20 protein-coding genes are annotated in these 23055 nt (G+C 70.4%); 9 read left to right on the forward strand and 11 right to left on the reverse strand.

The features are described from left to right. Positions 1-4 precede the first annotated feature (4 nt). From BO221_RS41905 to BO221_RS41915, 3 genes are all read right to left on the reverse strand, one after another. Positions 5-2455, reverse strand: coding sequence for a transglycosylase SLT domain-containing protein (locus tag BO221_RS41905; protein WP_158080006.1), 2451 nt, complete (start codon positions 2453-2455; stop codon positions 5-7). Positions 2456-2681: 226 nt separating this feature from the next. Further along, complete coding sequence (locus BO221_RS41910) at positions 2682-3344, reverse strand: hypothetical protein (protein WP_073566520.1); 663 nt, start codon at positions 3342-3344, stop codon at positions 2682-2684. A gap of 2 nt (positions 3345-3346) precedes the next feature. Then, the gene (locus BO221_RS41915; protein WP_158080007.1) at positions 3347-4048 is read right to left on the reverse strand and encodes a DUF2339 domain-containing protein; all 702 of its coding nucleotides are present in this window, start codon (positions 4046-4048) and stop codon (positions 3347-3349) included. A 164-nt stretch (positions 4049-4212) separates the two neighbouring features. Here BO221_RS41915 and BO221_RS41920 point away from each other — a divergent pair, with 164 nt between their 5' ends. Next, entirely contained in the window at positions 4213-5325 is a 1113-nt protein-coding gene (locus BO221_RS41920; RefSeq protein WP_073566522.1) for an AAA family ATPase, read from the forward strand. A gap of 38 nt (positions 5326-5363) precedes the next feature. Here BO221_RS41920 and BO221_RS41925 read toward each other — a convergent pair whose 3' ends face one another. Then, complete coding sequence (locus BO221_RS41925) at positions 5364-5864, reverse strand: hypothetical protein (protein ID WP_073566523.1); 501 nt, start codon at positions 5862-5864, stop codon at positions 5364-5366. A gap of 206 nt (positions 5865-6070) precedes the next feature. On the opposite strand from BO221_RS41925, the gene BO221_RS41930 reads away from it, so the two are divergent. Beyond that, positions 6071-7714, forward strand: coding sequence for a R3H domain-containing nucleic acid-binding protein (locus tag BO221_RS41930; protein WP_073566524.1), 1644 nt, complete (start codon positions 6071-6073; stop codon positions 7712-7714). A gap of 40 nt (positions 7715-7754) precedes the next feature. Here the strand turns inward: BO221_RS41930 and BO221_RS41935 are convergent, their stop codons facing one another. The 3 genes from BO221_RS41935 to BO221_RS41945 form a co-directional block, all read right to left on the reverse strand. Further along, positions 7755-8330: a BON domain-containing protein gene (locus tag BO221_RS41935; protein ID WP_073566525.1), complete on the reverse strand. Its 576-nt coding sequence runs from the start codon at positions 8328-8330 to the stop codon at positions 7755-7757. Positions 8331-8368: 38 nt separating this feature from the next. Next, positions 8369-9445 (reverse strand): BON domain-containing protein, encoded by a 1077-nt coding sequence (locus tag BO221_RS41940; protein ID WP_073566526.1) that lies wholly within the window; start codon positions 9443-9445, stop codon positions 8369-8371. Between the two features lie 85 nt (positions 9446-9530). After that, a complete protein-coding gene (locus BO221_RS41945) occupies positions 9531-9839 on the reverse strand; it encodes a hypothetical protein (protein ID WP_073566527.1) in 309 nt (102 codons plus the stop codon). A 147-nt stretch (positions 9840-9986) separates the two neighbouring features. Here BO221_RS41945 and BO221_RS41950 point away from each other — a divergent pair, with 147 nt between their 5' ends. From BO221_RS41950 to BO221_RS41965, 4 genes are all read left to right on the forward strand, one after another. Beyond that, on the forward strand, positions 9987-11627 hold the full coding sequence (locus BO221_RS41950) for an AMP-binding protein (protein WP_073566528.1): 1641 nt from the start codon (positions 9987-9989) through the stop codon (positions 11625-11627). A gap of 47 nt (positions 11628-11674) precedes the next feature. Next, entirely contained in the window at positions 11675-12265 is a 591-nt protein-coding gene (locus BO221_RS41955; protein WP_083682277.1) for a DUF2378 family protein, read from the forward strand. Between the two features lie 160 nt (positions 12266-12425). Continuing rightward, on the forward strand, positions 12426-13691 hold the full coding sequence (locus tag BO221_RS41960; RefSeq protein WP_073566530.1) for a hypothetical protein: 1266 nt from the start codon (positions 12426-12428) through the stop codon (positions 13689-13691). A 201-nt stretch (positions 13692-13892) separates the two neighbouring features. Then, the gene (locus BO221_RS41965; protein ID WP_073566531.1) at positions 13893-14648 is read left to right on the forward strand and encodes a head GIN domain-containing protein; all 756 of its coding nucleotides are present in this window, start codon (positions 13893-13895) and stop codon (positions 14646-14648) included. Positions 14649-14663: 15 nt separating this feature from the next. Here BO221_RS41965 and BO221_RS41970 read toward each other — a convergent pair whose 3' ends face one another. The 3 genes from BO221_RS41970 to BO221_RS41980 form a co-directional block, all read right to left on the reverse strand. Continuing rightward, the gene (locus BO221_RS41970; RefSeq protein WP_073566532.1) at positions 14664-16004 is read right to left on the reverse strand and encodes an alkaline phosphatase family protein; all 1341 of its coding nucleotides are present in this window, start codon (positions 16002-16004) and stop codon (positions 14664-14666) included. A 4-nt stretch (positions 16005-16008) separates the two neighbouring features. Beyond that, on the reverse strand, positions 16009-16704 hold the full coding sequence (locus BO221_RS41975) for a hypothetical protein (RefSeq protein WP_143195999.1): 696 nt from the start codon (positions 16702-16704) through the stop codon (positions 16009-16011). A gap of 220 nt (positions 16705-16924) precedes the next feature. Then, positions 16925-18883 (reverse strand): serine protease, encoded by a 1959-nt coding sequence (locus BO221_RS41980; protein ID WP_073566534.1) that lies wholly within the window; start codon positions 18881-18883, stop codon positions 16925-16927. 139 nt (positions 18884-19022) lie between these two features. Here BO221_RS41980 and BO221_RS41985 point away from each other — a divergent pair, with 139 nt between their 5' ends. Next, a complete protein-coding gene (locus BO221_RS41985) occupies positions 19023-19511 on the forward strand; it encodes a YqaA family protein (RefSeq protein ID WP_073566596.1) in 489 nt (162 codons plus the stop codon). A gap of 65 nt (positions 19512-19576) precedes the next feature. Next, entirely contained in the window at positions 19577-21208 is a 1632-nt protein-coding gene (locus BO221_RS53115; RefSeq protein ID WP_083682281.1) for a pre-peptidase C-terminal domain-containing protein, read from the forward strand. Positions 21209-21262: 54 nt separating this feature from the next. Here the strand turns inward: BO221_RS53115 and BO221_RS42000 are convergent, their stop codons facing one another. Further along, the gene (locus BO221_RS42000) at positions 21263-22438 is read right to left on the reverse strand and encodes an AI-2E family transporter (protein ID WP_073566535.1); all 1176 of its coding nucleotides are present in this window, start codon (positions 22436-22438) and stop codon (positions 21263-21265) included. Positions 22439-22555: 117 nt separating this feature from the next. Here BO221_RS42000 and BO221_RS42005 point away from each other — a divergent pair, with 117 nt between their 5' ends. Further along, entirely contained in the window at positions 22556-22966 is a 411-nt protein-coding gene (locus BO221_RS42005; RefSeq protein WP_073566536.1) for a DoxX family protein, read from the forward strand. Positions 22967-23055 lie beyond the last annotated feature (89 nt).

A 23055-nucleotide genomic window follows, 5' to 3' on the forward strand; every position in this document is an offset into this window, starting at 1 on the left:
GGGCTCAGCGAGAGCCCGCATTATTGGAGCCGCGCTCCCCAAAGGCCAGCGTGGTCATCTTGTCCGACGCGTAGAGCAACTGGTAGGCCGAGGCGCTGCCCAGCACGCGCTTCACGTAGTGGCGCGTCTCCTCCACGGGAATCTGCTCCACCCACTCGTCCAGCTCGGCGTCGGGGAAGCGCGACAGCCAGCGGTCCACCGCGCCGGGGCCGGCGTTGTAGCTGGCCACCGCGTAGGCCGGGTTGCCCGCGAAGCGGCGCTGCAGGCCGCCCAGGTACGCCGAGCCCAGGCGGATGTTCTGCCGGGGATCGAGCAGCGCGGAGGGCGTGGCCAGCGGCACGTTGAGCTGGCGCGCCACCGCGAAGGCCGTGGCCGGCATGAGCTGGGCCAGTCCCAGCGCGCCCGTGGGCGAGCGCGCGTTCGGGTTGAAGGCGCTCTCCTCGCGGATGAGGGCCTGCATCAGGTCCGGATTCACCCGCGCCGCCCGGCTGTGCTGCACCACCAGGTTGCGGAAGGCGTGCGGATAGGCCGCCGCGTAGATGAGGCGCGTCTCGGCCTCGGTGGGCGCGGCCAGTCCCTCGCGGCGCAGCGACCAGGCGATGGAGCGCGCGTAGCGCTCGTAGCCGGAGGCGTGGAGGATGTGGAAGAGCAGCCGGATGGACTCCTCGCTGCGGCCCTTGCGATCCACCGCCAGCAGCTCCGAGGCCGCCTCGCGGTGCTCCAGCTTCAGCAGCTCGATGCCGGTGACGAAGTGCGGATCCGCCGCGAGGTTGCCCGCGTCCAGGGGCCACACGGTCATGGCGCTGGCGGGGCTGCGCAGCCGCTCGCTGACGGCACGGGCCCGCTCCGGAGCCTCCACCGCCAGGCGCGAGCGCGCCATCAGCCCGTACCACGTGGCCGCTCCCTCGGCCGCCACGCGCTCCATCAGCGCGTTCGCCTCCTCGGCACGGCCCAGCGTCCGCAGCGTGCGCGAGCGCCAGTAGCGGGCCCGCTGCACCGACTCGTGCGTGGAGCCCTTGCCCTTGAGCTCTTCAATCCGGGAGAGGGACTCGAGCGCCGCGTCCTGCTGGCCCTCGGCGCGGTACACCCAGAAGCGCTGGAAGAGGGCCTCGGCCGCGAAGTTGCCGTCCGGGTGGTGGGAGATGAGCTGGTCCAGCGCGGCCATGGCCGCCGCCTTGTTGCCCCGGTCCAGCGCCTTGTGCGCCGCGTAGAAGAGCGCGTCATCCGCGTACGCGTGCTTCGGGTAGTCCTGCGCGAGCTTCAGGTACGTGGAGATGGAGGTGTCCGGCTCCACCACCGACTCCGAGTAGCCCAGCACGTAGAGGGCGCGCGGGCGCAGCGCCTCGTCCTGGCAATTCTCGACCACGGGCCGCAGCGCGCGGATGGCCAGCGAGTGCTTGCGCTCCTTGCGCAGCGCCGTGCCGTAGGCGAAGTGCGCGCGGCAGGCGAGCGGATCCGGCAGCTCCATCTTCGGGAGCATCCGCTCCAGCATGTCCAGCGCCTCGCGGTTGTGGTGCAGGGAGAGCAGCGTCTCCGCGCGCGCCACCTTCCACTTGGGCACGTAGGGCAAGTCCCGCAGGCCCTTGATGGCCGCGGGCACCTGCCTGGAGAAGGGGTGGAGCGCCCAGACGGCGAGGTGCGCCCGGTGCTCACCATTATAGTCGGCCTGGTAGCGCGCCAGCCGGGCGATGGTCAGCCACGCCTCGGCCTGCCGGGGATTGTTCGGCTTGGGCGAGTCCGACTGGACGATGGGCGTGAGCGCCGCCACGGCCCCGGCGTAGTCCCGCTTCTTCTTCTCGAGGATGGACGCCATGCCGAAGCGCGCGTCCTCGAAGCGCCGAGCGCCGGGAGACACGGCCCCATAGTGGGTGGCGGCCTCCGTCCACTTGCGCATCCGCTCGTAGGCCCTCGCGGCCTCGAAGTGACAGTAGTCGCGCAGGGGCGGGTGGCTCTCCGCCAGCGCCGAGAGCTCCTCGGCCGCCGTGGCCCACTGGCCCATGCGCAGCGCGCTCATCGCCCGGAGGTAGCGCACCGGCGGCGTGGCCTCCTCCGTCTCCAGCAACTGGCGCGCGGTGCGGTAGCGGCCCCCGTCATAGGCGTCCTTCGCCTTCGCCAGCACGCCCTCGGCGAAGTAGGACTTGAGGTCCACCAGCTCGAACTTGCGCACCCAGCGGCGCTCTCCGGGCGCCACCGGCTCGGTGGGCCCGATGGTGAACTCGGGCTCGGCCTCCTCGTTCTCGCTGTCCAGCGAGGAGGGCAGCTGATGCTTGGAGGAAGCGCTCTCGGCGAGATTGGAGATGTCTCCCGCCGGAGGTTGCTGCTGCTGCTGGGGTTGCTGCTGCTGGGCCTCGGCCCGGGCAGCGGGCGCCACCCAGAGGGCCGCCACGAGCGGCCAGCTCAGCAGCCGGTTCGTGTACCGCAGGAGGCCTCGGAGCGTCGCGTGTTCCAGTCCCACACCCATTCCCCTTGTTCGAGGCACGCACCGCGCGTGAGGACCACGAAATAGGAATGGCTGAATGGGACCGGGAGTGTGGGAGCACGGCGCCTTGCTCGCCTGCGTTGTCTCGTGCACGGCACACATGCACGCCAGGGAGCAGGCGGGCGAGCTACGCGACACCGCGTGTGTGTGGCTCGCCCGCTCTCGGAATCTGGGAGCGGTACTTCTCAGGGCGCGTGAGTCTTCACGGCCGGTGGAGTGTTACCTCGGAGGCGTTGGCGCTCTCGGGCCAGCGGGAAAGCCGCGGCGTGCGCCCCGGTGCGTCGCACAGCTCCAGCCTGCGGCCTCCCGGGTGGAGGAAGTAGAGCGAGCGCGGCGCGCGGAAGGACTCGGGCATGGCCGGGTCCTCCGTGGGCTTCAGCAGGCGGCCCACGCGCCACGTGCGCACGACCGGCTTCTCGCGCAAGTGGTGGTGCACGGATACCACCACCTGCTCAACTCCCTCCATCGTCCAGTCCAGCGCCAGTTGGGTCCCCGCGAGCCGCTTCTCGTCGAGCAGCGGGAAGGAGCGGCCCCCCGCGTACGCCACGGCGTCCACCTTCGCGCCGCGCAGGTCCCCGAGGAAGCCGAGCTCCAGCCGGCGTCCGTCGCGAGGCACCCGGAAGGAGTAGGCCATGCGGCCCGGGCGCTCCGAGTCCGCGCCGGTGTACGCGGAGGCGTCCTGCTCGAAGAGGAGCGCGGGCTCGCCGGAGCGGAACCAGTCCACGTCCGCCGGGGCGGCGAGCGCCGGGGCCTGCTCGGGCAGCACCACGCGCTTCCACCCCGCCGTCTGGTCCGAGGGGACGAAGCAGCGGCCTCCGGGTGTGCCCGCGGCGAGCATCATCACGAGTGCGGCGAGGGGGTGCATGTTCACGCGCTCCGGGCCGTGCGGGGGGAGGACAGCCACGCGCCGCCGAGCATCAGCGCGCCCGCGCCGGCGAAGCAGGCGACGCGCAGCGTGCCGCTCAGGTGCGTGGTGTCGTAGGCGAGCGCCTTGCCGAGGGCCACGGCGATGAAGGCGAAGCCCGCGTCGCGGATGACGCTCTCGCCGCGCAGGCGGCCGTACACCACGAGGCCCACGCCCGCGGCGAGCCAGCCGAGGGTGAGCACCAGCCGGCGGGCGAGGTCATCCGCGGCGAAGCCCAGGGTGAAGAAGTGGAAGTAGAAGGCCCACGAGGCGGCGATCACCGCGGCCGTCAGCCCGTACCAGAGGAGGCAGGCCTGCACCTTGTCCTCGCGCGCCTCGGTGCGGCGCCAGGTGCGCGCCACGGTGACGGCCGAGGCGAGGACGGTGAGGCCCAGGCCCGCGAGCAGCAGTCCGGACTTCGTGGCCGCGTACCAGAGGCCACCGCAGAGGCCGGTGAGGAGCAGGGCGATGGGACCGGCGAGCGGACGATGGCGGGGCACCTCGGCGAGGGCCAGCGAGGCGGCGAGCACCGCGGCCACCGCGAGCAGCAGCTCGTGGGCTACCTGCAAGTCGCGCCAGAGGAACACGCCCGCGAGCCCCATCATCCCCGCGCCCGCCACGGCCAGTACCCGCACATCCCACTTCGTCGACATCGTTGCGTTCATGAGTTCGGACCCTCCGGGGTGAGGGTCCAATGCACCGTGCGCGCCAACCGTGGCGCCATGCGTCATCCAGAGGGAAGGGCAGGGCGCGGTGTGTAACGGCTGTGCAACGGTGCACACAGGCCCGGGGCGACAGTGTGCAGCGGGCCGTCGTAGGTTACGCCGCCATGCCCATCACTCAGCTCGAGGTCTCCGGGTACCGCTCGGTGCGCCAGCTCGTGCTCCCCGTGGGGCCGCTCACCGTCATCGTGGGGCCCAACGGCAGCGGGAAGACCAACCTCTACCGCTCGCTCTACCTGCTGGCCGCCGCGGCCGATGGACGGCTCGCCCAGACGCTCGCGGAGGAGGGCGGTGTGCCCAGCGTGCTGTGGGCCGGCTCGCGCGACAAGAAGCCCGTGCGCATGACCGTGGGTGTCACCCTGGATGATCTCGCCTACGAGCTCAGCCTCGGCCCCGTGCCGCCCGCCGCGGGCAAGGACCGCGAATCCCCGAGCCTCTTCAACCTGGACCCCGAGGTGAAGGAAGAGCACCTGTGGACCGTGGAGGCGAAACGCCGCGCCGTGTTGATGGAGCGCAAGGATCGCACCGCCTTCCTGCGCGACTCGGAGGGCAACCGCACCACCTTCCCCATGCAGTTGTGGGCCGGCGAATCGGTGATGGCGCAGCTCTCCGAACCGCACCGCTTCCCGCGCCTCGCCGAGTTGCAGCGCGCGCTGCGCATGTGGCGCTTCTATCACCACTTCCGCACCGACCCGGAGGCACCCCAGCGCTCGCCCCAGGTGGGCGTGCGTACGCCCGTGCTGGCGCATGACGGCAGGGACCTGGCCGCCGCGCTGCAGACCATCATCGAGATTGGTGACGCGGAAGGCCTGGAGCGCGCCCTCGAGGATGCCTTCCCGGGCTCGCGGTTGGAGATCCAGGCACCCCAGGGCCGTTTCAGCCTCTTCCTCCACCAGCCCGGGCTGCTGCGCCCGCTGGCGGCGCGCGAGCTGTCGGACGGGACGCTGCGCTACCTGTGCCTGCTGGCCGCGCTGCTGAGCCCGAGGCCTCCCGCTTTCCTCGCTCTCAACGAGCCAGAGACAAGTCTGCACCCGGACCTGCTCGAGCCCCTGGGCCGGCTCATCGTGGACGCCTCCATGCACAGCCAGGTCTGGGTGACGACACACGCGGAGCCCCTGGCTCAGGCCATTGCCAGGCGCTCGCGCGCGGAGCCGGTGCGCCTGACGAAGGAGGCCGGCGCCACGGTGGTGGAGGGGGGCGCGGCGGTCGAGGACGTATAGGGTCGATGGAGTACGGGCGAAGCCGCGCCGAGGTGCACTCACGTGCCCTGGATGTCCGGGGTGTCCGGCATGTTCGTCGTCCGGGCCTCGGAGCTCTCCACGCCCGTGTCCTCCCCGGCGTGCTCCACCTCCATGCGCAGGCCGTTCAGGAAGCCCTCCCGGTCCCTCGCGTCCATCGCGCCGAGCACCCGGGACGCGATCATCCGCATCACGCTGAGCTGGGCGTGGAAGGGAAGCTCGAAGACCTGATCGATGATCTTCGTCACCGACTCACCGGCGCTCGCCTGGGACGTGTCCATGGCCGTCCCCACGTTCATCGCCATGCCCGTGTCCACGCCCATGCCGGTATGGCGCTTCACCGTCTCCGTTCCATTGCCGAAACCGTGAACCGGGACCCCCCGGATGCCCGTTTCCATGTGCGTGTGCTGCTGCTGGGGCATCTCCATCGCGGCGGCTTCGCGGATGCTCATCTGGCCCTTGCGCTTGTCGGGGTGGTTCTCGGTCGTGGGGGTGATGATGTCCTTGTCGTCCTGGGTCATGGGCTCGCTCCTCGGGGGACGGGGCTGGGGACGGGTATGGCCTCCAGTCATGCCCCTGGTCCTGAGCTATGCAGGCTTCGGGTGCGTACCCAGTCACGAGAGTGCGGCGGGGCCCCTGAATGCTCGCTAGCATCGGGTGCTCCGTTGCCCCCCGGCCGCGAGACCACGTGCAACCCGACTCGGAAGGATTCACCTTTAGACACGTTATGAGCCCACGCGACGCCATTGCCGCTCCCGATGACGACTTCCAGCTCCTCATGGGTGTGCTGCCCGAGCCGCTGAAGGCCGCGGTCCGGGACCTGTCTCCTGGGGAGGTGCTCGAGGTGGTGATGGACCTCGGCCGCCCGCCCGAGGCCCGGCTCACCGGCCGGGTGGTGCGTCTGTCCGAGTCCCCCATCACCCGCGAGGATCTGGCGCATGTGCTCTCGCAGGTGGGCACGGTCAGCGAGGACAACCGCGCCGGAATCGAGCGCACCCTCCACCGTGTCTCCGCCATCCGCAACCGGCAGGGCAAGGTGGTGGGCCTCACCCTGCGCGTGGGCCGCGCCATCTTCGGCACCATCGACATGCTCAAGGATCTCATCGCCTCGGGCCTGAACATCCTGCTGCTCGGCCGGCCCGGCGTGGGCAAGACGACCAAGCTGCGCGAGGTGGCCCGCGTGCTCGCCGATGACCTGGGCAAGCGCGTCATGGTGGTGGACACCTCCAACGAGATTGGTGGCGACGGAGACATCCCCCACCCGGGCATCGGTGGCGCGCGCCGCATGCAGGTATCTCGGCCGGACCGCCAGCACGACGTGATGATCGAGGCGGTGGAGAACCACATGCCAGAGGCCATCATCGTCGATGAAATCGGCACCTCGGCCGAGGCCTCCGCGGCACGCACCATCGCCGAGCGCGGTGTGCAGCTCGTGGCCACCGCCCACGGCAATACGCTGGAGAACCTGGTGCTCAACCCCACGCTGTCGGACCTCGTGGGCGGCGTGCACACCGTCACGCTCAGCGACGAGGAGGCGCGGCGGCGCCACACGCAGAAGACGATCAACGAGCGCCGCGCGCCGCCTACTTTCGATGTGGTGGTGGAGATGGTGAGCCGCGACGAGGTGCTGGTGCACCGCGACACCGCCCAGTCGGTGGACCGGCTGCTGGCGGGGGAGGACGTGGGGGGCGAGCGGCGTCAGCTCGTCGAGGGGCAGGTGGAGGTGAAGGAAGAGCCCCAGGCGGTGGCTCCCTTGCCGGTCCGTTCCTCGGAGCCTCTCGTTCCCGCGGCATCACGGGCGGCTCCGCGCCGCGGCGCTGGCGCCCAGCCCGGCCTGCGCCAGGGCACCACGCGTATCTATGCCCACGCGGCCAGCCGCGACTTGCTCGAGCGGGTGCTCCGGGACCTGGGCCCGGACGCGCGGGTGGTGGGACGCCTGGAGAACGCGGACGTCATCCTCACGCTGCGCTCGCGCGCCAATGATCCGAAGCTGCGGAAGATCGCGGAGAAGACGGGCGCGCGCGTGTTGGCCATCAAGCGCAACAGCTCGTCGGAAATGAGGCGGGTGCTGCGCGACGTCTTCCTCATCGCCGAGGGCGTGGACGAGGACCAGGTGCGCGAGGCGGTGATGGAGGCCGAGCATGCCATCCAGCGCGTACTGAGCGAGGCGGTGGTGGTCCCCCTGGCCCCGAGGCCGCCCCGGCTGCGCAAGTTGCAGCACCGGCTCGTCTCGCGCTACCACCTGGAGACGGTGAGCCACGGCAGCGAGCCCCAGCGCCACCTCATCATCTACCCGCTCGGCGCGCTGGTGGACATCCCCCGGGACCAGCAGGACATGGAAGGCGAGGAGGGCGTGGAGGGCCTGGCCTGAGGCCGCGGTCCCCACACACCCTCCCGGGTGCTACGCGTTCTCAGCTGCCCATGTACGGCTGATCGTCCCGGTTCCCTTGCGGCTGCTCATCACGCGGCCGCGAGGCGTCCTGGGACATGGGCCTGTCCTGCATGGGCTTCACGCGCACCCGGTTGTGGACGTCGTGCACCCCTCGCACGTTGCAGGCGATGTCCTCGATGGCGCGCTTCTGCCAGCGCTCCTCCACCGTGCCCATCAGCGTCACCTCGCCATTGCTGACGGTGACCTCCACGTCGCCCACGTCCACGGGGCCTTCCATGAGCCGCTCGCAGACGTCCTCGCGGATGCGATCATCCGCGCGCTGGTAGCCTCGCGGCGGCCGGACCGGGCTCCGCTGCCGGCCTTCCATCCGGTCCAGCTTCGCGTCGTAGCTGCCCGGGCGGTAGCCGCGCTCGTAGGCGCCCATGCCCCCGAGGCCTCCCTGGTTGTAGCCGCGCTCGGCGCCGGACGAGCCGTAGCCCGGGCGGCCTGGCTCTCCGCGCTGCGTTCCGCCATCCTGCACCGGGCGCTCCATCCGCCGCGCGCGCACGGGGAAGCGTTGCTCCTGGCCTTGGCTGTCGTTGTCTCGCTGTGCCATATGGAATCCTCTCCTGTCGGATGTGTGGGGCACCGCCCTCACGAGTGCAGCGTCCGGTCCTGCCTCGTCCCCGAGTCCCGCCTCGAGTCGTCCTCGCGCTGCTGCTCGCGGGCGACGCGGATCTCGTTGTTGACCTCCTTCACCCCGAGCACGTCCTCGGCCAGGTCCTCGATGGCGCGCTTCTCGTCGCGGCTCTTCACGGTGCCAGTGAGGGTGACCTCACCCTTCTCCACCCGGACGGTGACGTCGTCCGCGTCCATCCAGGCCTGCATCAGCCGGTCGCAGATGTCCTCGCGGATGCGGTCATCCGAGCGCTGGTAGCCGCGCGGTCCCCGGCCCTGGCGGCGCGGCAGCTCGTCGTCGTACGGGTAGGCGCCCTGCATGCCGCCGCGGCCCGCGCCGTGGCCCATCTCGCGGTCCATGTCGCGCGTGGGGCTGGTGGCGTAGCCGGTGCGCGGGCGCTGCTCGATATAGGAGGACTGCACGCGCGGCGGCTGGTAGTCCTCGTTGCCGAAGCCCCGGGTGCCGAAGCCCCGGTCGCGGCCCTGGTCCTGGCTCCAGCCCCGGCCCCAGCCGTAACGGTCCTGGTCCTCGCGCTCACTGCCCGCCCCCATCCCGTATTGGCCCCGGTCCCAGCGGTCCGTGTCGTAGGGTTGCGTGCGCTGGCCGCCAGGCGCGCCGTAGCGGTCGAAGTCTCCCCGCACCCGCTCGCGCGGCATCTCGCTCCAGAAGCCCTCGCCGAACTCCTGTCCGGGGCCGCCCGCGCGGCGCACGCCCGGCGCGCCCCGCATCAGCCCTCCGCGGTGGTACTCCTCGCGGCTGTCCTGGTCGAAGCGGCCCCGATCCTCGTCACCGCCGTATTCGTAGCCCCGGCCGTAGCGGCCCACCTCTTCGCCGGCGAAGCCGCTTCCCCTCATGTCTCCGCCGCCGCCTCTTCCGGAGCGGCTCCGGCCCCGGTGCTCGTCCCGGCCCCGGCCCGGACCCCGGTCCTCGCCGCTGTAACCGCGCACGCGGCCCATGTCCCGCCCGCGCTCCATGTGGTCACGCCGGTTGCCGCGCTCCGGGTCCTGACCCCGGCCCTGCCACTCCACGTCCGACCGCCGCCTGTCCGCCATCGCCGCCTCCTCGGGGATTGGATTGCCCAGAGGGTCGTACCGGCTCGCACCTCCGGCAAGGGGGCGTCCGAGGCAGACCGCCCGCCTATCCCTCCCCGCGGGACGAGGCGTCCGCCCACCGCTCGACCCAGGTGCGCCGCGCCCGCCATGCCACCGCGAGGGACACCGCTCCGAGCAGCCCCAATTCCAGGCCCTCGGGGTGACGCACCGCGCAGGCGCCGACGAGCAGTCCGGCCAGCAACACCAGGAACGTGGCCAGTCCCAGGTGGAAGGGCGCGGCGCGGCTCTTCCGTCTCGTGGCCACCAGTCCCCAGGCCACGGCCAGGAGGAAGAGCGCGTAGCCGCAGGCCCACAGCACCTCCGCGTGGACGTTTCCGCTCATCACCGCGTCCATTCGTGCCCCCTCATGTGCCTCGGCTCCAGAGTGCCGTGCTCCCGGATCGACGCGGCGCGGGCAAGCACGGACGCGCGAAACGTTCGCGGTGAATCCACCAGGGAACGGACGCTTGCGGGCCGTGCCGACTCGCGAACATCATCGGCCATGTCCTCTCCTTCCTACGTCCACGGAACCAGCACCACCCCGCTGCTCGGGGAGACCATCGGCCACAACCTGCGCCGGACCGTCGAGCAGTACGGCGGCCGGGAAGCGCTCGTCGTCGTCTCCCAGGGCTACCGCGCCACGTGGCGTCAGCTCTGGGACGAGACGACGAAGGTGGCCCTTGGCCTGTTGGCCTTTGGCGTGGAGAAGGGGGACCGCGTGGGCCTCTGGTCCCCCAACCGCTTCGAGTGGGTGGTGACGCAGTTCGCCGCGGCCCGCATCGGCGCCATCCTCGTGAACCTCAACCCCGCCTACAAGACGGCGGAATTGGAGTACGCGCTCAACCAGTCCGGCACCAGCGTGCTGCTGCTCTCGCGCGGCTTCCGCCAGACGGACTACCGCAAGATGCTCGAGGAGGTGCGCCCGCGCTGCCCCCAGCTGCGCGTCTCGCTCGTGCTGGACGACGACTGGAAGCTGCTGCTGGAGAACGGGGCCCGCGTGAGCGAGCGCATGCTCACGGCTCGCGAGGCCACGCTCCAGTTCGATGACCCCATCAACATCCAGTACACGTCCGGCACCACGGGCTTCCCCAAGGGCGCCACGCTCAGCCACCACAACGTCCTCAACAACGGCTTCTTCGTGGGCGAGGCGCTGCGGCTCGGGGTGGAGGACCGTGTCTGCATCCCCGTGCCCTTCTACCACTGCTTCGGCATGGTGATGGGCAACCTGGCCTGTGCCTCCCACGGCTCCACCATGGTGATTCCGGGCGAGGCGTTCGAGCCGCTCGCGGTGTTGCAGGCGGTGGGCGCCGAGCGCTGTACCGCGCTCTACGGCGTGCCCACCATGTTCATCGCCGAGCTGGACCACCCGCGCTTCGGCGAGTTCGACCTGTCCACGTTGCGCACCGGCATCATGGCCGGCTCGCCGTGTCCCATCGAGGTGATGAAGAACGTGCAGTCGCGCATGAACATGCGCGAGGTCACCATCTGCTACGGCATGACGGAGACCTCGCCCGTGTCCACGCAGAGCGGGCTGGATGATCCGCTGGACAAGCGAGTGGGCACCGTGGGCCGCGTGCACCCGCACGTGGAGGTGAAGATCATCGACGCGGCCACTGGCGCGGTGGTGCCCCAGGGCTCGCCCGGCGAGCTGTGCACGCGCGGCTACAGCGTGATGCTCGGCTACTGGAACAACCCCGAGGCCACCCGCACCTCCGTCGACGCGGCCGGCTGGATGCACACCGGTGATCTCGCCACCATGGACGGGGACGGCTACGTGAAGATCGTCGGCCGCATCAAGGACATGATCATTCGTGGCGGCGAGAACGTGTACCCGCGGGAGATCGAGGAGTTCCTCCACACGCACCCCTCGGTCAGCGAGGCCCAGGTCATCGGCGTGCCCAGCGAGAAGTACGGCGAGGAGGTGATGGCCTGGGTGAAACCCAAGCCCGGCGCCACCGTCACGCAGGAGGAGCTGATCCGCTACTGCACCGGCCGCATCTCCACCTTCAAGATTCCCCGCTACTGGAAGTTCGTGGATGAGTTCCCAATGACGGTTACTGGAAAAATCCAGAAATTCCGGATGCGGGAGGTGGCGGTGGTGGAATTGGGGCTGCAGTCAGCGGCGGCGATCCGTACGGCCTGACAGGTTTTGCGTTCTAATAGAGGGCCCGCCCCCCGGAGCCCCCCATCGTGTCCTCCCCCACCGCCCCCGGACTGGAGCAGTTGTTGACCCTGGCCACGCCCATGGATACGTGCCGTGGCCTGTTCTTCAACGGGGTGTTCGAGGCGGCACGCGCGCTCGGGGGCGCGGAGGTCCGGGCGAAGTGCCTCGCGGTGGCCGGGGCGAAGACGTACGTCGACTTCTTCAGCTACCCGGTGGCGGACTTCCTCAAGACCATCTTCACCGCCGCGGAGCTGCTCGGAGACTCCGAGCCGGAAGGGCGGGCCATGGTGCTGCGCCAGCTCGGGCGCCGGGCCACGGCGGACTTCCTCCACTCCACCGTGGGCAAGACGATGATGGCGCTGGCCGGGACGGATCCGCAGCGGTTGCTCGCGAGCTTCCCCAGCGCCTACCGGGCCTCGCTGAGCTACGGCGATCGCTCCGTGGAGCGGCTCGGGGAGAAGCAGGCGCGGCTGATGGCGCGCCGGGACTTCCTGCCGCTGGCGTACAACGAAGGCGTCCTCCACGCCGCGATGGAGCAGTCCACGGCCCGGGATCTGGTGGTGCGGGGACGCCAGCTGGCACCTCTCGAGGCCGACTACGACATCAGCTGGTCGTGAAGGCGAGGAGCGGGTGAAGGAACGCACCGCCCAGAGCGCCTGAGAGAAGGGGCGCACGTCCGGCTCCCCGCCCTGATACACCCGGGCCGCGCGACATAATCCCAACCCTCCACCCGTTGCGTGGAGAGGGGCCCGGGCTCGAGGGATACGAGAGGACGACATGGGTGTGAAGCTGCTGCTGGCGGGCTGGTACGGAGGCGATGGACTCTTCTCGGCGCCGGAAGCCCCCTGGCCCTGGCTGCGGCGGGTGGAGCGTTGGGTGCGGGCGGCGGCGGAGGAGATGCTGGAGAGCTCGCGCACGGTGGAGGGTCCCCGGGGTCCCATCCTGTTCCTGAGCCTGCACCCGGCCGCCGAGGAGGTGGCCATCGTCGCCGCCGGGCAGGGGCGGGTGGTCGTCCTCGCCAATACCTCCATGGTGGGGCCGGGCTATCACCGCTACCTGTGCGATCTCCTCCATGCCCTGGGGGATGCGCTTCGCATCGACTGGGCGGACCCGGCCCTCACCGTCGCGGGAGTGGGAGACCCCACGGGGTATTTCCACACGGGGGATCCGAATGACATCGCCCCGCGCATGCTCGCCTGGCTGGGGACCATGGCCGGCCGGGTGTTGGACTTCCGGAAACATGGTCATTCGGGGGCGACGCTCTCGCTGCGGCCCGGACATGGCTTCGAGCACCCCGGTGCGCTGCTGACGCCCATGGGCCCGCGCGATGAGGCGTGGCTGCGCGCCGTGCACGAGGATCCGATGCGTGGCCGGGACATCTTCCCGTGGTGGGAGCCGGGCCAGAGCGCCTCGACGAAGCTGGGCCGGGCGTTGAGCCTCATCTGGACGGAGATGGTGTGGCGGCCGCCGTTGCTTGAGGAGGAGCGCCACCGCTTCCGCGAGGTGGCCCGGTTGCTGGTGTCCGCGTGGCGGGAGGCGCCGGAGCTGTCCTATCCGTGGCGCGAGTGGCAGCAGGTGTTGGGGTATCTCGGCGTGGGGGGCACGCTGGCGGAGGAGGTCTCGCGCCGCGCGGTCGAGGCTCCCGTGGGGCCGCTCATCGGCTACCGGCGGGGTGCGGTGCAGGTGACGTTGCCAGAGGGGTGGGAGATTCGCATTCCCGGTTCACTCGCCGAGCAGCGCCTGGCCGATGGGAGTTGGGTGGCGCGCGACCACCGCCGCAGCGTGCGCTTCGTGCCATTGCAGGATGATGTGCAAGGCATTGCGCCCGGCCCCGAGGAAACCTTGCCGTACGAGTTCCAGCATCAGGGTGAGCGGGTGAGTGGACGGGCCACGCTGCACGTGGAGCCGGGGGAGTGCCGGCTCACCGCGCTGTGCGAGGCCGGTACGCACCGCGCTTTGTGCGTGGTCAGCTTCGACGATCCGGAGGAGCAGGACTGGGCACTGGGCACCTGGCGCTCGCTGGACCACGCCGCGGCGGCGTGATCGTTTCATGTCCATTCCATGGAAATGACCGCGTCTCCGACAACGCGGAGCGCTCCGGGTTCTGCCCATCCGAGCCGATGTCATGCCCTCGTTGCAATGGAGTCCGGGATTCGTTTCGGGCCCGGTGACAGCCGCTGGCCGCCACGGTGTTTCAGTCACCAGCGGCCGGCGTCACCGGCCAGGACTTCCGGGGGTCAGCGGATGAAGCGTGTTTCTCGTGGGCTGTGGGTAGGCATGTCGTTGCTGGTGGTGGCCGTCATGGGTTGTCGTCTCGGGCCCCCGGTGCGGGGCAGCGGCCAGCTGGTTCAGGAGGAGCGGCAGCTGTCCGGGTTCACGTCGATCGAGGTGCATGACGGCATCGCCCTCACGGTGGTGGTGGACCCGAGCCAGCCATGGAAGGTCGCCGTAGTGGGGGACGACAACCTGGTGCGGCTGATGCAGACGGAGATCTCGGAGTCGGTCGGCCTTCACGTCTTCTTCCACCCGGAAGAAGTGGGGAGCTGGAGCTCGCGCAACCCCCTGCGTGTGGAGGTGACGATGCCGAAGCTTCAAGTCCTCTCGCGTTCGGGCGGGGGCTCGGTGGACGTGAGCGGGAGTGTCACCGGTGTCAACGATGACAGGTCCGTCGCCGTGACCGCGCACGGCGGCGGCACGGTGAAGGTGCGGGGCCTCGACGCCTCATCCCTGTCCCTGGACGTGAGCGGAGGAGGGGACGTGACGATGGAGGGGCGCTCCCTCCAGGTGAAGAGCACGATGTCCGGGGGCACCGTGCTGCGGGCACGCGAGCTCTCTGTGCAGGAGGCCACGCTCGCCTCCAGCGGCGGCGGCTCCACGGAACTCGAGGTCTCCAACGCGCTGCGCGTGACGGCCTCCGGTGGAGGCGAGGTGCGCATCATCGGCCGGCCCACGGTGCTCCAGGAGGACCTCAGCGGCGGCTCGACGCTCAGCTTCGAGTAGCCGCCGGGGCCGGCTTCAAGGCTCCAGGGGGGCGCCGACCAGGTCCGGATATTTGGCCGAGGTCGCGATGGGCCCCTCGTGCTGGAGCAGTTCCCGGGCCGCTTCCTGGAAGGCGCGCTCGTTGGGCGCCTGGGGCCGCCGCTTCATGAGCGGCATGGGCGGAACGGGCCGTGGCGACAGGGTGGGGACGGACCGTTGGGCCGGTGCATCCGCGAGCGCCTCGGACAGGCTGCGGATGCCCTGGGCCCTGCGGTGGGTGACCGAGGCCGAGTAGTCCTCCGGGCCCGAGCCGAACTTCTCGGCGAGCAGTTGCAGGATGGAGGTGTGGTCGAGGTTGCCGTGGAAGGCCCTTCCCGGTTGGACCCAGGGCGACACGAGCAGCCCGGGCACCCGGGGGCCCGTCGTCCTGAAGGGCTCCGTGAAGCGCGCTCCCGGTGCGGGGGGCTGGCCGACGGGCAGCGGCGGCACATGGTCGAAGAAGCCGCCGTGCTCGTCATAGGTGTGGATGAACAGCGTCCGGGCCCACTTCGCCGGGTTGCTCGTGAGCGTCGTGTACACCCGGTGCAGCAGCGCCTCGCCATGATCGACGCGGGCGAGCGGATGGTTGCAGTTGGGCGGCGCGTCCGACCAGAAGAAGTCGAAGTAGCGCGGCTCCAGGAAGATGACCTGCGGCGCCTGATCCGGAGGCTCGTGCAGGATGTCGTGCACGAGCTCGCCCATGGGGCGGTATTTCATCCCCACCAGCTCGTGGAACCGCCCGAACAACAGGAAGAAGGGCGGCCCGTCATGGTAGACGCGCCACCGGACTCCGTGCTGGTTCAGCCAGTCGAAGACGTGCTCGCGGTGCGGAATGAGCCGGGAGCCCGTGTCCTCGATGAGCGTGGTCCCCGTGAAGGCCATGCAGCGGTTGGGTTGCGTGTCCGTGGGCAGGGGCGTGAACCAGCGATCGCACACGCAGTACTCCCGGGCCAGGAAGGACGTCATCCAGGCGCCGTTCGAATCGAAGTACCCCATCGGGGGCGGGTGCTCGGCCTGGTGTTGGGTGTACTGGAAATAGGCATCCACGAAGCCCGACATGCGGAACTTCTTGCCGCTGGAGCTCCGCGCCATCTGCACGTTCACCAGGTGGCGGCTGTGGGGGGGATCCCGGATGACCGACGCCTCGTCGCCGATGAGGAACGGCCGGTAGACGCGGTTCTGGAAGACGTTGGCGTAGCGCGGGTTGGTGCCGGGGTTGCGCAACCCGTCCACGTCCGACTGGGGATTCTCCAGCGACAGGTGCCCGAGCATGTGATCGAAGGACCTGTTCTCCAGCATCAGGATGACGATCGTCCGGAGTTCGTCGAGCGCGGCCATGGTGTCACCTCGGGCACGAGAGCTGGAGTTTGATGATCAACCGGCCATCCACCGACTCGAGCGCGTCCTCGCAGCTCTCGCCCTCGTCGAGCGGGACGCGCAGCCGCCAGAGCCCCTGGGCCGGCTGTCCTTCGAAGCCCGGCGCGGTCGCGCCCTCGGCTACCGATTCGGACGCCTCGCCCTTGCTGATGACCAGGGTGCGCACGTTCATGTTCATCATCTGCCCGATGCGCACGTTGGGCGAGATGTGGCTGCCATCCAGCTGGAAGGAGGACTCCAGCCCCGTCTGCGCCGAGCACGTGAAGCGGCCCTGGCCCTCGGCGTCGACGATGCCGTACTCGAGGTCCTTCGGCGGGGAGAGCACCTCGCTCTCCGTCATCTCCTTCTTCAGCCCGAAGACGCGGGAGACCTCCAGGCGGAAGGTGGTGGGCCCGCTGATGGTGACCGTCTGCTGTCCGGAGTCGTCCTTCCTGCCGAGCTTCGCCACCTCGGGGGAGGACTCGAGGCGGACGGGCCCGTTCGTCTCCCAGCGCAGGGTGACCTCGTCGCCGGGGCAGGCCACCGGAGGCGAGGTGGTGAAGTGGTGGATGTGTGGCTTGGGGCAACCGCCCAGCAGCGCCGCGAACAGGACGCTCACCAGGAATCCGGCCGGGCGGCCTCGTGGCCCGCTCCGGGGGCCCTGGCTCGATGTCTCGCTCATACCTCCCCCGTGCCCACCCGCGTGGGTGGGTGGTAGTCGCGCCGTGAAGCGGAGGCGCCCCAGGAGGATGAAGGATGGCGCCTCCGTTGTGACGGGGAACCGGCCGCGACTCTCCTGTACCGGACAGGAGAGGGGGCGGGCACCCCGGGCGCGGTCCGTGAGAACTTGTCCAACTGTTGGACAAGTTCGCGGAGAACGCGCCCGGACCGGAGGCCCTGCCCTACTGAACGGTATAGACCACCGTGCCGCCGCAACTGCGCTCGCCGGCGCAGCCCGCGCGGAGCTGGTACGTGCCGCCCGCGCCCGCGGGGACGGTGTAGCGCAGGTGCGAGAGCGAGCCGCACGCGTTGTCGTTGGCGGCCACCAGTGAGCCGCTGGAGGTGTAGAGCCGCAGGAACGTGTCGCCGCTACCGGACGCGCCCGCGAGGGTGCAGGTGCCGAGGGTGATCGTCTGGCCCGCGGCCGCCGTCACGTCGCGGTGGGTGGTGTTTCGGGTGGCGTTGGTGGTGCTGCTGGCGGTGTAGGTGAACGACGCGGTGACGGGGCCGGGCGGCGGGGGAGCGGCGGTGAGCTTCCACACCACGGTGCCGCCGCAGCTGCCGCTGGAGTAGCAACCGGCGCGGATCTCATAGGTGCCGCCCTTGCCCGCGGGCACCGTGTACTTGAAGTACGACGAGCGGCCGCCGCAGGCGTCGTCGTTCGAGGCCGCCAGGACGCCCGCGCCATCGTACAGGCGCAGCCAGGTGTCCCCCGTGGCGGTGGCGCCCGTGAGGTTGCAGGTGCCCACCTCCACCACGTCTCCTGCGTTGAAGGTGAGGCGCTTGTTCACCGTGTTCTGCAGGGCGCTGTTGGTGTTGGTGGCGCTGTAGGTGAAGGACTGGACCGGAGGCGGGGGCGGCGGTGGGGGAGGGGGCTCGCCACTGGGGCCCCACGGATCCGGGCACGTGGTGCTGCGGAGGGCGCACGCCGGCAGGCTGCTGCCCAGGTGGGTGATGATCTCCTGGATGGGCACGCCGCGGTTGGGGCAGTGGGCGCAGTGATGCAGCGACACCACCTGGTGGTCCGCGTAGCCCATCACCGGCGAGCCCGAGGAGCCGCCCTGGGTGTCCGCGTGGTACCCCACGTCGTTGGGGCCCCCGCTCTGGCAGGCCAGCTCGTCGAGGCTGTACACCTCGGCGTAGCCGGAGGCATCCGCCGTGTCGCTGGAGGTGACGGCGATCTTCTTGCCGTACGCCGCCGGGTGCTGGGGAACGTAGATGCGCTCGTTCACCACGGCCCCGGTGGGGCGCAGTTGGAGGAAACCGTAGGTGCTGGTGGGGTTGGTGGGCAGCCGCACCAGTGTGTAGTCGCGCGGGGCGTCCGTCTTCACCAGCGTGGCACTGGTGGCCACCACCGTGCCCGGGCACGCGCCCCAAGAGCCGCAGTTGGTGGCGCAGGTGGCGCCCTCGGCCATGAACTCGTAGCTGGTGTTGCGCGCGTCCGTGTCCGTGGCGATGCAGTGGTTGTTCGTCAGCAGGTGGCCCTGGTTGCCCACGAGCCAGCCGGTGCAGGCGCTGGAGCCGTTGATGAGCAGGCGCGCCACTGCCCGGCTGTGCTGGTAGATCCGCGGCTCGCTGCTCTCGTAGCACCGCGCCTGGCCGGAATCGTCCGCGCCGCACAGGGCCTCGGCCTGGGCGCCGTTCGTGCCCAACTCCTGCGCGGTGTAGCCGCGCGCGTACTTGTCGATGCGGTAGCCGTACTGGTTGAGCACTCCCCGGCGCTCCACCACCGGGCTGTGCAGCTCGATGATGGCGGTGTCTCCGGGAATGGGAATGCCCCAGAAGCCATCCCGTGCTCCCGGGTGCGTGTTGTCGTAGCGCCAGGAGCGCGTGCCGTCCGGCGAACGGACGAGGACGTAGTCCCCCTCCTCGAGCGCCAGCGTGGCGAAGTGCGGGGCGATGTACGAGGCCCCGGGATGGGTGAGCGTACCGGTGTGGAGCGCCCCGGTGATGGCGTGCCGCTCCACCGCCGCGTACGGGTGCGGTGACTCGAGGCGGCGCACCACCTCCTCGCCCACCTTCTGGAGGCTCTGCGACGCGGGGGATGCCTCGCACACCGGTCCGCTCCCGGACGGCTCGGCCCCCGCGGTGGCGCCGAGCGCGAGGCTCAGGGCGAGACATGCCAGTCGGATGTTCTTCATCTCGGCTCCGGAGCTGTGGGGGGGTGGGCCGGAAGGTAGAAATGGGCAGGAGGGCCTCCACCCCTCCCGGCGGTCCGGGGGATGCGTGGTTGCACGGACTCCGCCTGTCCGCCCGGGACGTCCTAAAGTGGGCGCCACGATGCCGGACGCGTCCACGCTGGCCGACTGGGGATTGCCGGGGCTCTTCCTCGTGGCGATGGTGGCCGGCTCGGTGCTGCCCGCGCCCTCCGAGGCGGTGCTGGCCGCGCTCGTCTATGGCGGTGTGCCCCCGGCGCCCGCCGTGGCCGTGGCCACCGTGGGCAATGTGCTTGGGGCCCTCACCCTCTATGTCCTGGGCCGCTGGGTGGCGCGCGGAGGGGGCGGCCCGGTGGGACGCTGGGTGCAGCGCCGCCGGGAACGCGAGGGCCCCCGGTTGGCTCGGGCCCAGGCGCGGTTGGCCACCTGGGGCGCCCCGGTCCTCGCCCTCGCCTGGGTGCCCGTGGTGGGGGACGTGTTCGTGCTCGCCGCCGGCCTCGTGGGCGTGCGCTGGGCGCCCTTCGTCGGCTTCGTCACGGTGGGCAAGGGCCTGCGCTACCTCTTTGTCGCGCTTTCCGCCCTTGCGGCGGCTCCCGCTGGAATTTCACCGTGAGACTGCGATGATGGGGACGTTGTCTCCTCCCAGCGCCCGCGTCTGGCGGGCAGGAAGTGTTTGCAATGCGACAGTCCCCCTCCTCCTCGAAGCGCTCGGGCCTGGGCCCCTGGCTTCTGGTTCCACTGCTCACCCTGGTCCTCGCCGCATGCGGTGAGGGCGCCGCCGTGGACCCACGGGAGGAGTCCGCGAACGAGGAGCTGTCCACCGGCGGAGCCTCGCTCGCGGAGTTCCGGCTGCGCGTGATGGCCGCCAACATCACCAGCGGCAACGCCCAGAGCTACGACCCGGGTCACGGCACCCGCATCTTCCAGGGCACGAGGCCGGACGTGGTGGCCATCCAGGAGTTCAACTACGGCAACAACTCGGCCACCGCCATCCGGAGCTTCGTCGACACCGCGTTCGGCTCGAACTTCTACTACTACCGGGAGACGGGGGCGCAGATCCCCAACGGCATCATCAGCCGCTACCCCATCATCGCCTCGGGTGAGTGGACGGACACGCAGGTCTCCAACCGCGATTTCGCCTGGGCACGCATCGACATCCCCGGCCCGAAGGATCTCTGGGTGGTGAGCGTGCACCTGCTCACCTCGGGCAGCGGCGTGCGCAACACCGAGGCGGGCAACCTGGTCAACTACATCAAGGCCAACGTTCCCGCCGGGGACTATCTGGTCATCGCCGGTGACTTCAACACCGACAGCCGCTCCGAGTCCTGCTTCGGCACCTTCAGCCAGGTGGTGACCACCAGTGGCCCGCACCCGGTGGACAGGAACGGCCGCGAGGGCACCAACGCGAGCCGCTCCAAGCCGTACGACAACGTGCTGGTGGACTCGGATCTGGTCGCCTACCAGACGGCCACGGTCATCGGCTCCAGCACCTTCGCCGCCGGCACGGTGATCGACACCCGCGTGTACTCGCCCCTCTCCGAGATCTCCCCGGCGCAGCAGGGTGACAGCGGCTCCACCAACATGCAGCACATGGCCGTCATCAAGGACTTCCTCCTGCCGGGGGATGATGGGACGCCCGTGGCGAGCGTGAGGGTGGGCTCTCCCAACGGCGGGGAGAGCTGGGCGGGGGGCAGCAGCCAGACCATCACCTGGACGTCGAGCGCGGTGAGCAACGTGAAGCTCGAGTACACGACGAACGGGAGCACGTGGAACCTCATCTCCGCGAGCACGCCGGCCGCGGCGGGCAGCTACTCCTGGGTGGTGCCGAACACGGCGACCACGGCGGCGAGGGTGCGGGTGAGCGACGCGGCCAACGCCACCCTCACCGACTCCAGCGACGCGGCCTTCACCATCACGGTCTCGTCCGGCCCGGGGCCCACGGGGCCCATCACCGTGGAGACCGAGTCCAATGACACCGCGGCGGCCGCCAGCGGCCGGGTGGGGGCGGGCACCGCCGTGAGCGGGAGCCTCTCCAGCGGTACGGACGTGGACTGGTTCAAGTTCACGGTGACCGCGCCGGGCACCGTCACGGTGAAGCTGACCATGCCGGGCAGCGTGGACCTGGACTGGTACCTGTACACCGAGACCGACCTGAACTTCTTCGAGGCGCGCGGCTACACCACGAGCAACCCGGAAGTGGGCACCTACAACGCGCCCGCCGCGGGCACGTACTACGTGAAGGTGGTGGGGTACGCGGGCGCGATGAGCAACTACTCGCTGCTGGTGACGGGGGCCGGCGTCCAGCCGTAGCCCTCCGCGGTTCCCCAACGGCTCCCGGGGGCGCAGCGGCTCCCGGGAGTCCCGTCAGTGACGGTGGCTGTCCAGCACGTGCTCGTCCGAGTGGACTCCGGCGGGCTCGAACTCCTCGCCCTCGGCCACCGTGGGCTGGTTGCGCGGAGGCGTGGCGGGAGCCCCGGGACGGGGGGAGGGCCGGCCGTAGTCGCGCTCGTAGATGCGCAGCACGGCGAGGAACAGGGCCACGATGAGGGGCCCCAGCAGCAGTCCGATGGCGCCGAAGACGGCCAGGCCGCCGAGCAGCGAGAAGAAGACGATGGCGCCGTGCATGTGCATGCCGCGCTTGGCCAGCAGCGGCTTGACGACGTTGTCGGAGAGGCCCACGACGATGACGCCCCAGGCGGCCAGGACGATGGCGGCGATGGGGTGGCCGGTGGCGAGCAGCAGCAGGGCGGCGGCCACGCACACCACGGCGGCGCCGATGGCCGGGATGAGGGCGAAGAAGAACGTCACCGCCGCGAAGAAGACGGGGACCGGCACGCCGGTGATGAGGTAGCCCACCAGGGCCGCCACCGCCTGCACGCCCGCGGTGAGGATGGTGGACACCAGCACGGACTTGGTGACGTTGCGGAACTCCATCAGCAGCTCCGTCGTCTGCCCTCGCTTGAGCGGGGACACGCTCTCCAGCCACGCCACGAGCTGCTTGCCCTGCACCAACAGGAAGTAGAAGGCGATGAGCATCATCGCCGTCTGGAAGAGCACCGTGCCGGTGGTGGCCACCACTCCGCCCACCGTCTGGGCCGCGGTGGCGCCCCGGGTGGAGAGCTGCTCCTGCAGCGTCTGCCACATCCCGGCGCTCCGCGACTGGAAGCTGTCCAGGAGACTCGATGCGTGCTGCTTGAACGGGCCGGGGACATAGGCCACCAGCCCCTCCAGTCCCCGCTTCTCCACGATGCCGGTGATGAACGTCACCCCCTTGGCGATCTCGGAGACCATGAAGGCCGTGAGGCTGGCCAGGGGCGCGAGCAGCGCCAGGATGACGCCCAGGCAGATGAGGCCGGCGGACAGCCCGCCCCTCCCGCGGACGCGCCGTGTCAACCACCGGTGCACGCCGTAGAGGGCTCCGGCGAGCACCGCGGCCAGGAAGAAGGCCTCGAAGAAGGGAGAGAAGACCCACAACACCAGGGCGATGGACAGCAGGATGAGCCCGATGAGGACCCTCCGGGCGCCTTGTTCAGTGGCCATGGCCGGACGATGGGTGTGCTCCCCGGTGGGCGGTAGGGGTGGGGGACGGCTGGTTGTCCGCTAGCGGAGGCCGCTCGGCCCTTGGGTAAGCAGGCAGGCCGGGTAGAGTGCGCGCCCATGCCGGCTTTCGACTCGAACCTCTTCCCCCTCTGGCTCGTCCAGGTGCTGTGCGCCCTCTTCCTGGCCATCACCTTCCTCCAGTCCGGACTGGACAAGGTCATCGACTGGAAGGGCAACCTCGGGTGGCTCACCGGACACTTCGCCAAGAGCCCCCTGCGCGGGGTGGTGCCGCCCATGCTGGCCACCATCACCCTGATGGAGCTGGCCGCGGGCGCCGTGAGCGCCGCCGGGCTGGTGGTCCTGGTGCTCTCCGGGGGCACCCGGGTGGCCATGTGGGGCGCGGCCCTCTCCGGGCTGTCCTTCGTGGCCCTCTTCTTCGGCCAGCGCATGGCCAAGGACTACGCGGGCGCCGGGGGCCTGGTGCCGTACTTCCTCGTCACCCTGGTGGCCCTGCTGGTCCTTCGCTGAACCCCCTGGCGCCCGGCCGGAATCGGCCGGGTTCCCGCGGGCGCGAGCCGTAGTAGTCTGGCCCCCCGGCCCTTCCTCCGAAGGGACCG

Source organism: Archangium sp. Cb G35, from assembly GCF_001896145.1.
GTDB classification, from domain to species: Bacteria; Myxococcota; Myxococcia; order Myxococcales; family Myxococcaceae; genus Archangium; species Archangium violaceum.

Coding starts and splice junctions, on each gene's coding strand:
- BO221_RS41910 (WP_073566520.1), bottom strand. CDS start 3,344: ATGCACCCCCTCGCCGCACTCGTGATGATGCTCGCCGCGGGCACACCC.
- BO221_RS41915 (WP_158080007.1), bottom strand. CDS start 4,048: ATGAACGCAACGATGTCGACGAAGTGGGATGTGCGGGTACTGGCCGTG.
- BO221_RS41920 (WP_073566522.1), top strand. CDS start 4,213: ATGCCCATCACTCAGCTCGAGGTCTCCGGGTACCGCTCGGTGCGCCAG.
- BO221_RS41925 (WP_073566523.1), bottom strand. CDS start 5,864: ATGACCCAGGACGACAAGGACATCATCACCCCCACGACCGAGAACCAC.
- BO221_RS41930 (WP_073566524.1), top strand. CDS start 6,071: ATGAGCCCACGCGACGCCATTGCCGCTCCCGATGACGACTTCCAGCTC.
- BO221_RS41935 (WP_073566525.1), bottom strand. CDS start 8,330: ATGGCACAGCGAGACAACGACAGCCAAGGCCAGGAGCAACGCTTCCCC.
- BO221_RS41940 (WP_073566526.1), bottom strand. CDS start 9,445: ATGGCGGACAGGCGGCGGTCGGACGTGGAGTGGCAGGGCCGGGGTCAG.
- BO221_RS41945 (WP_073566527.1), bottom strand. CDS start 9,839: ATGGACGCGGTGATGAGCGGAAACGTCCACGCGGAGGTGCTGTGGGCC.
- BO221_RS41950 (WP_073566528.1), top strand. CDS start 9,987: ATGTCCTCTCCTTCCTACGTCCACGGAACCAGCACCACCCCGCTGCTC.
- BO221_RS41960 (WP_073566530.1), top strand. CDS start 12,426: ATGGGTGTGAAGCTGCTGCTGGCGGGCTGGTACGGAGGCGATGGACTC.
- BO221_RS41965 (WP_073566531.1), top strand. CDS start 13,893: ATGAAGCGTGTTTCTCGTGGGCTGTGGGTAGGCATGTCGTTGCTGGTG.
- BO221_RS41970 (WP_073566532.1), bottom strand. CDS start 16,004: ATGGCCGCGCTCGACGAACTCCGGACGATCGTCATCCTGATGCTGGAG.
- BO221_RS41975 (WP_143195999.1), bottom strand. CDS start 16,704: ATGAGCGAGACATCGAGCCAGGGCCCCCGGAGCGGGCCACGAGGCCGC.
- BO221_RS41980 (WP_073566534.1), bottom strand. CDS start 18,883: ATGAAGAACATCCGACTGGCATGTCTCGCCCTGAGCCTCGCGCTCGGC.
- BO221_RS41985 (WP_073566596.1), top strand. CDS start 19,023: ATGCCGGACGCGTCCACGCTGGCCGACTGGGGATTGCCGGGGCTCTTC.
- BO221_RS53115 (WP_083682281.1), top strand. CDS start 19,577: ATGCGACAGTCCCCCTCCTCCTCGAAGCGCTCGGGCCTGGGCCCCTGG.
- BO221_RS42000 (WP_073566535.1), bottom strand. CDS start 22,438: ATGGCCACTGAACAAGGCGCCCGGAGGGTCCTCATCGGGCTCATCCTG.
- BO221_RS42005 (WP_073566536.1), top strand. CDS start 22,556: ATGCCGGCTTTCGACTCGAACCTCTTCCCCCTCTGGCTCGTCCAGGTG.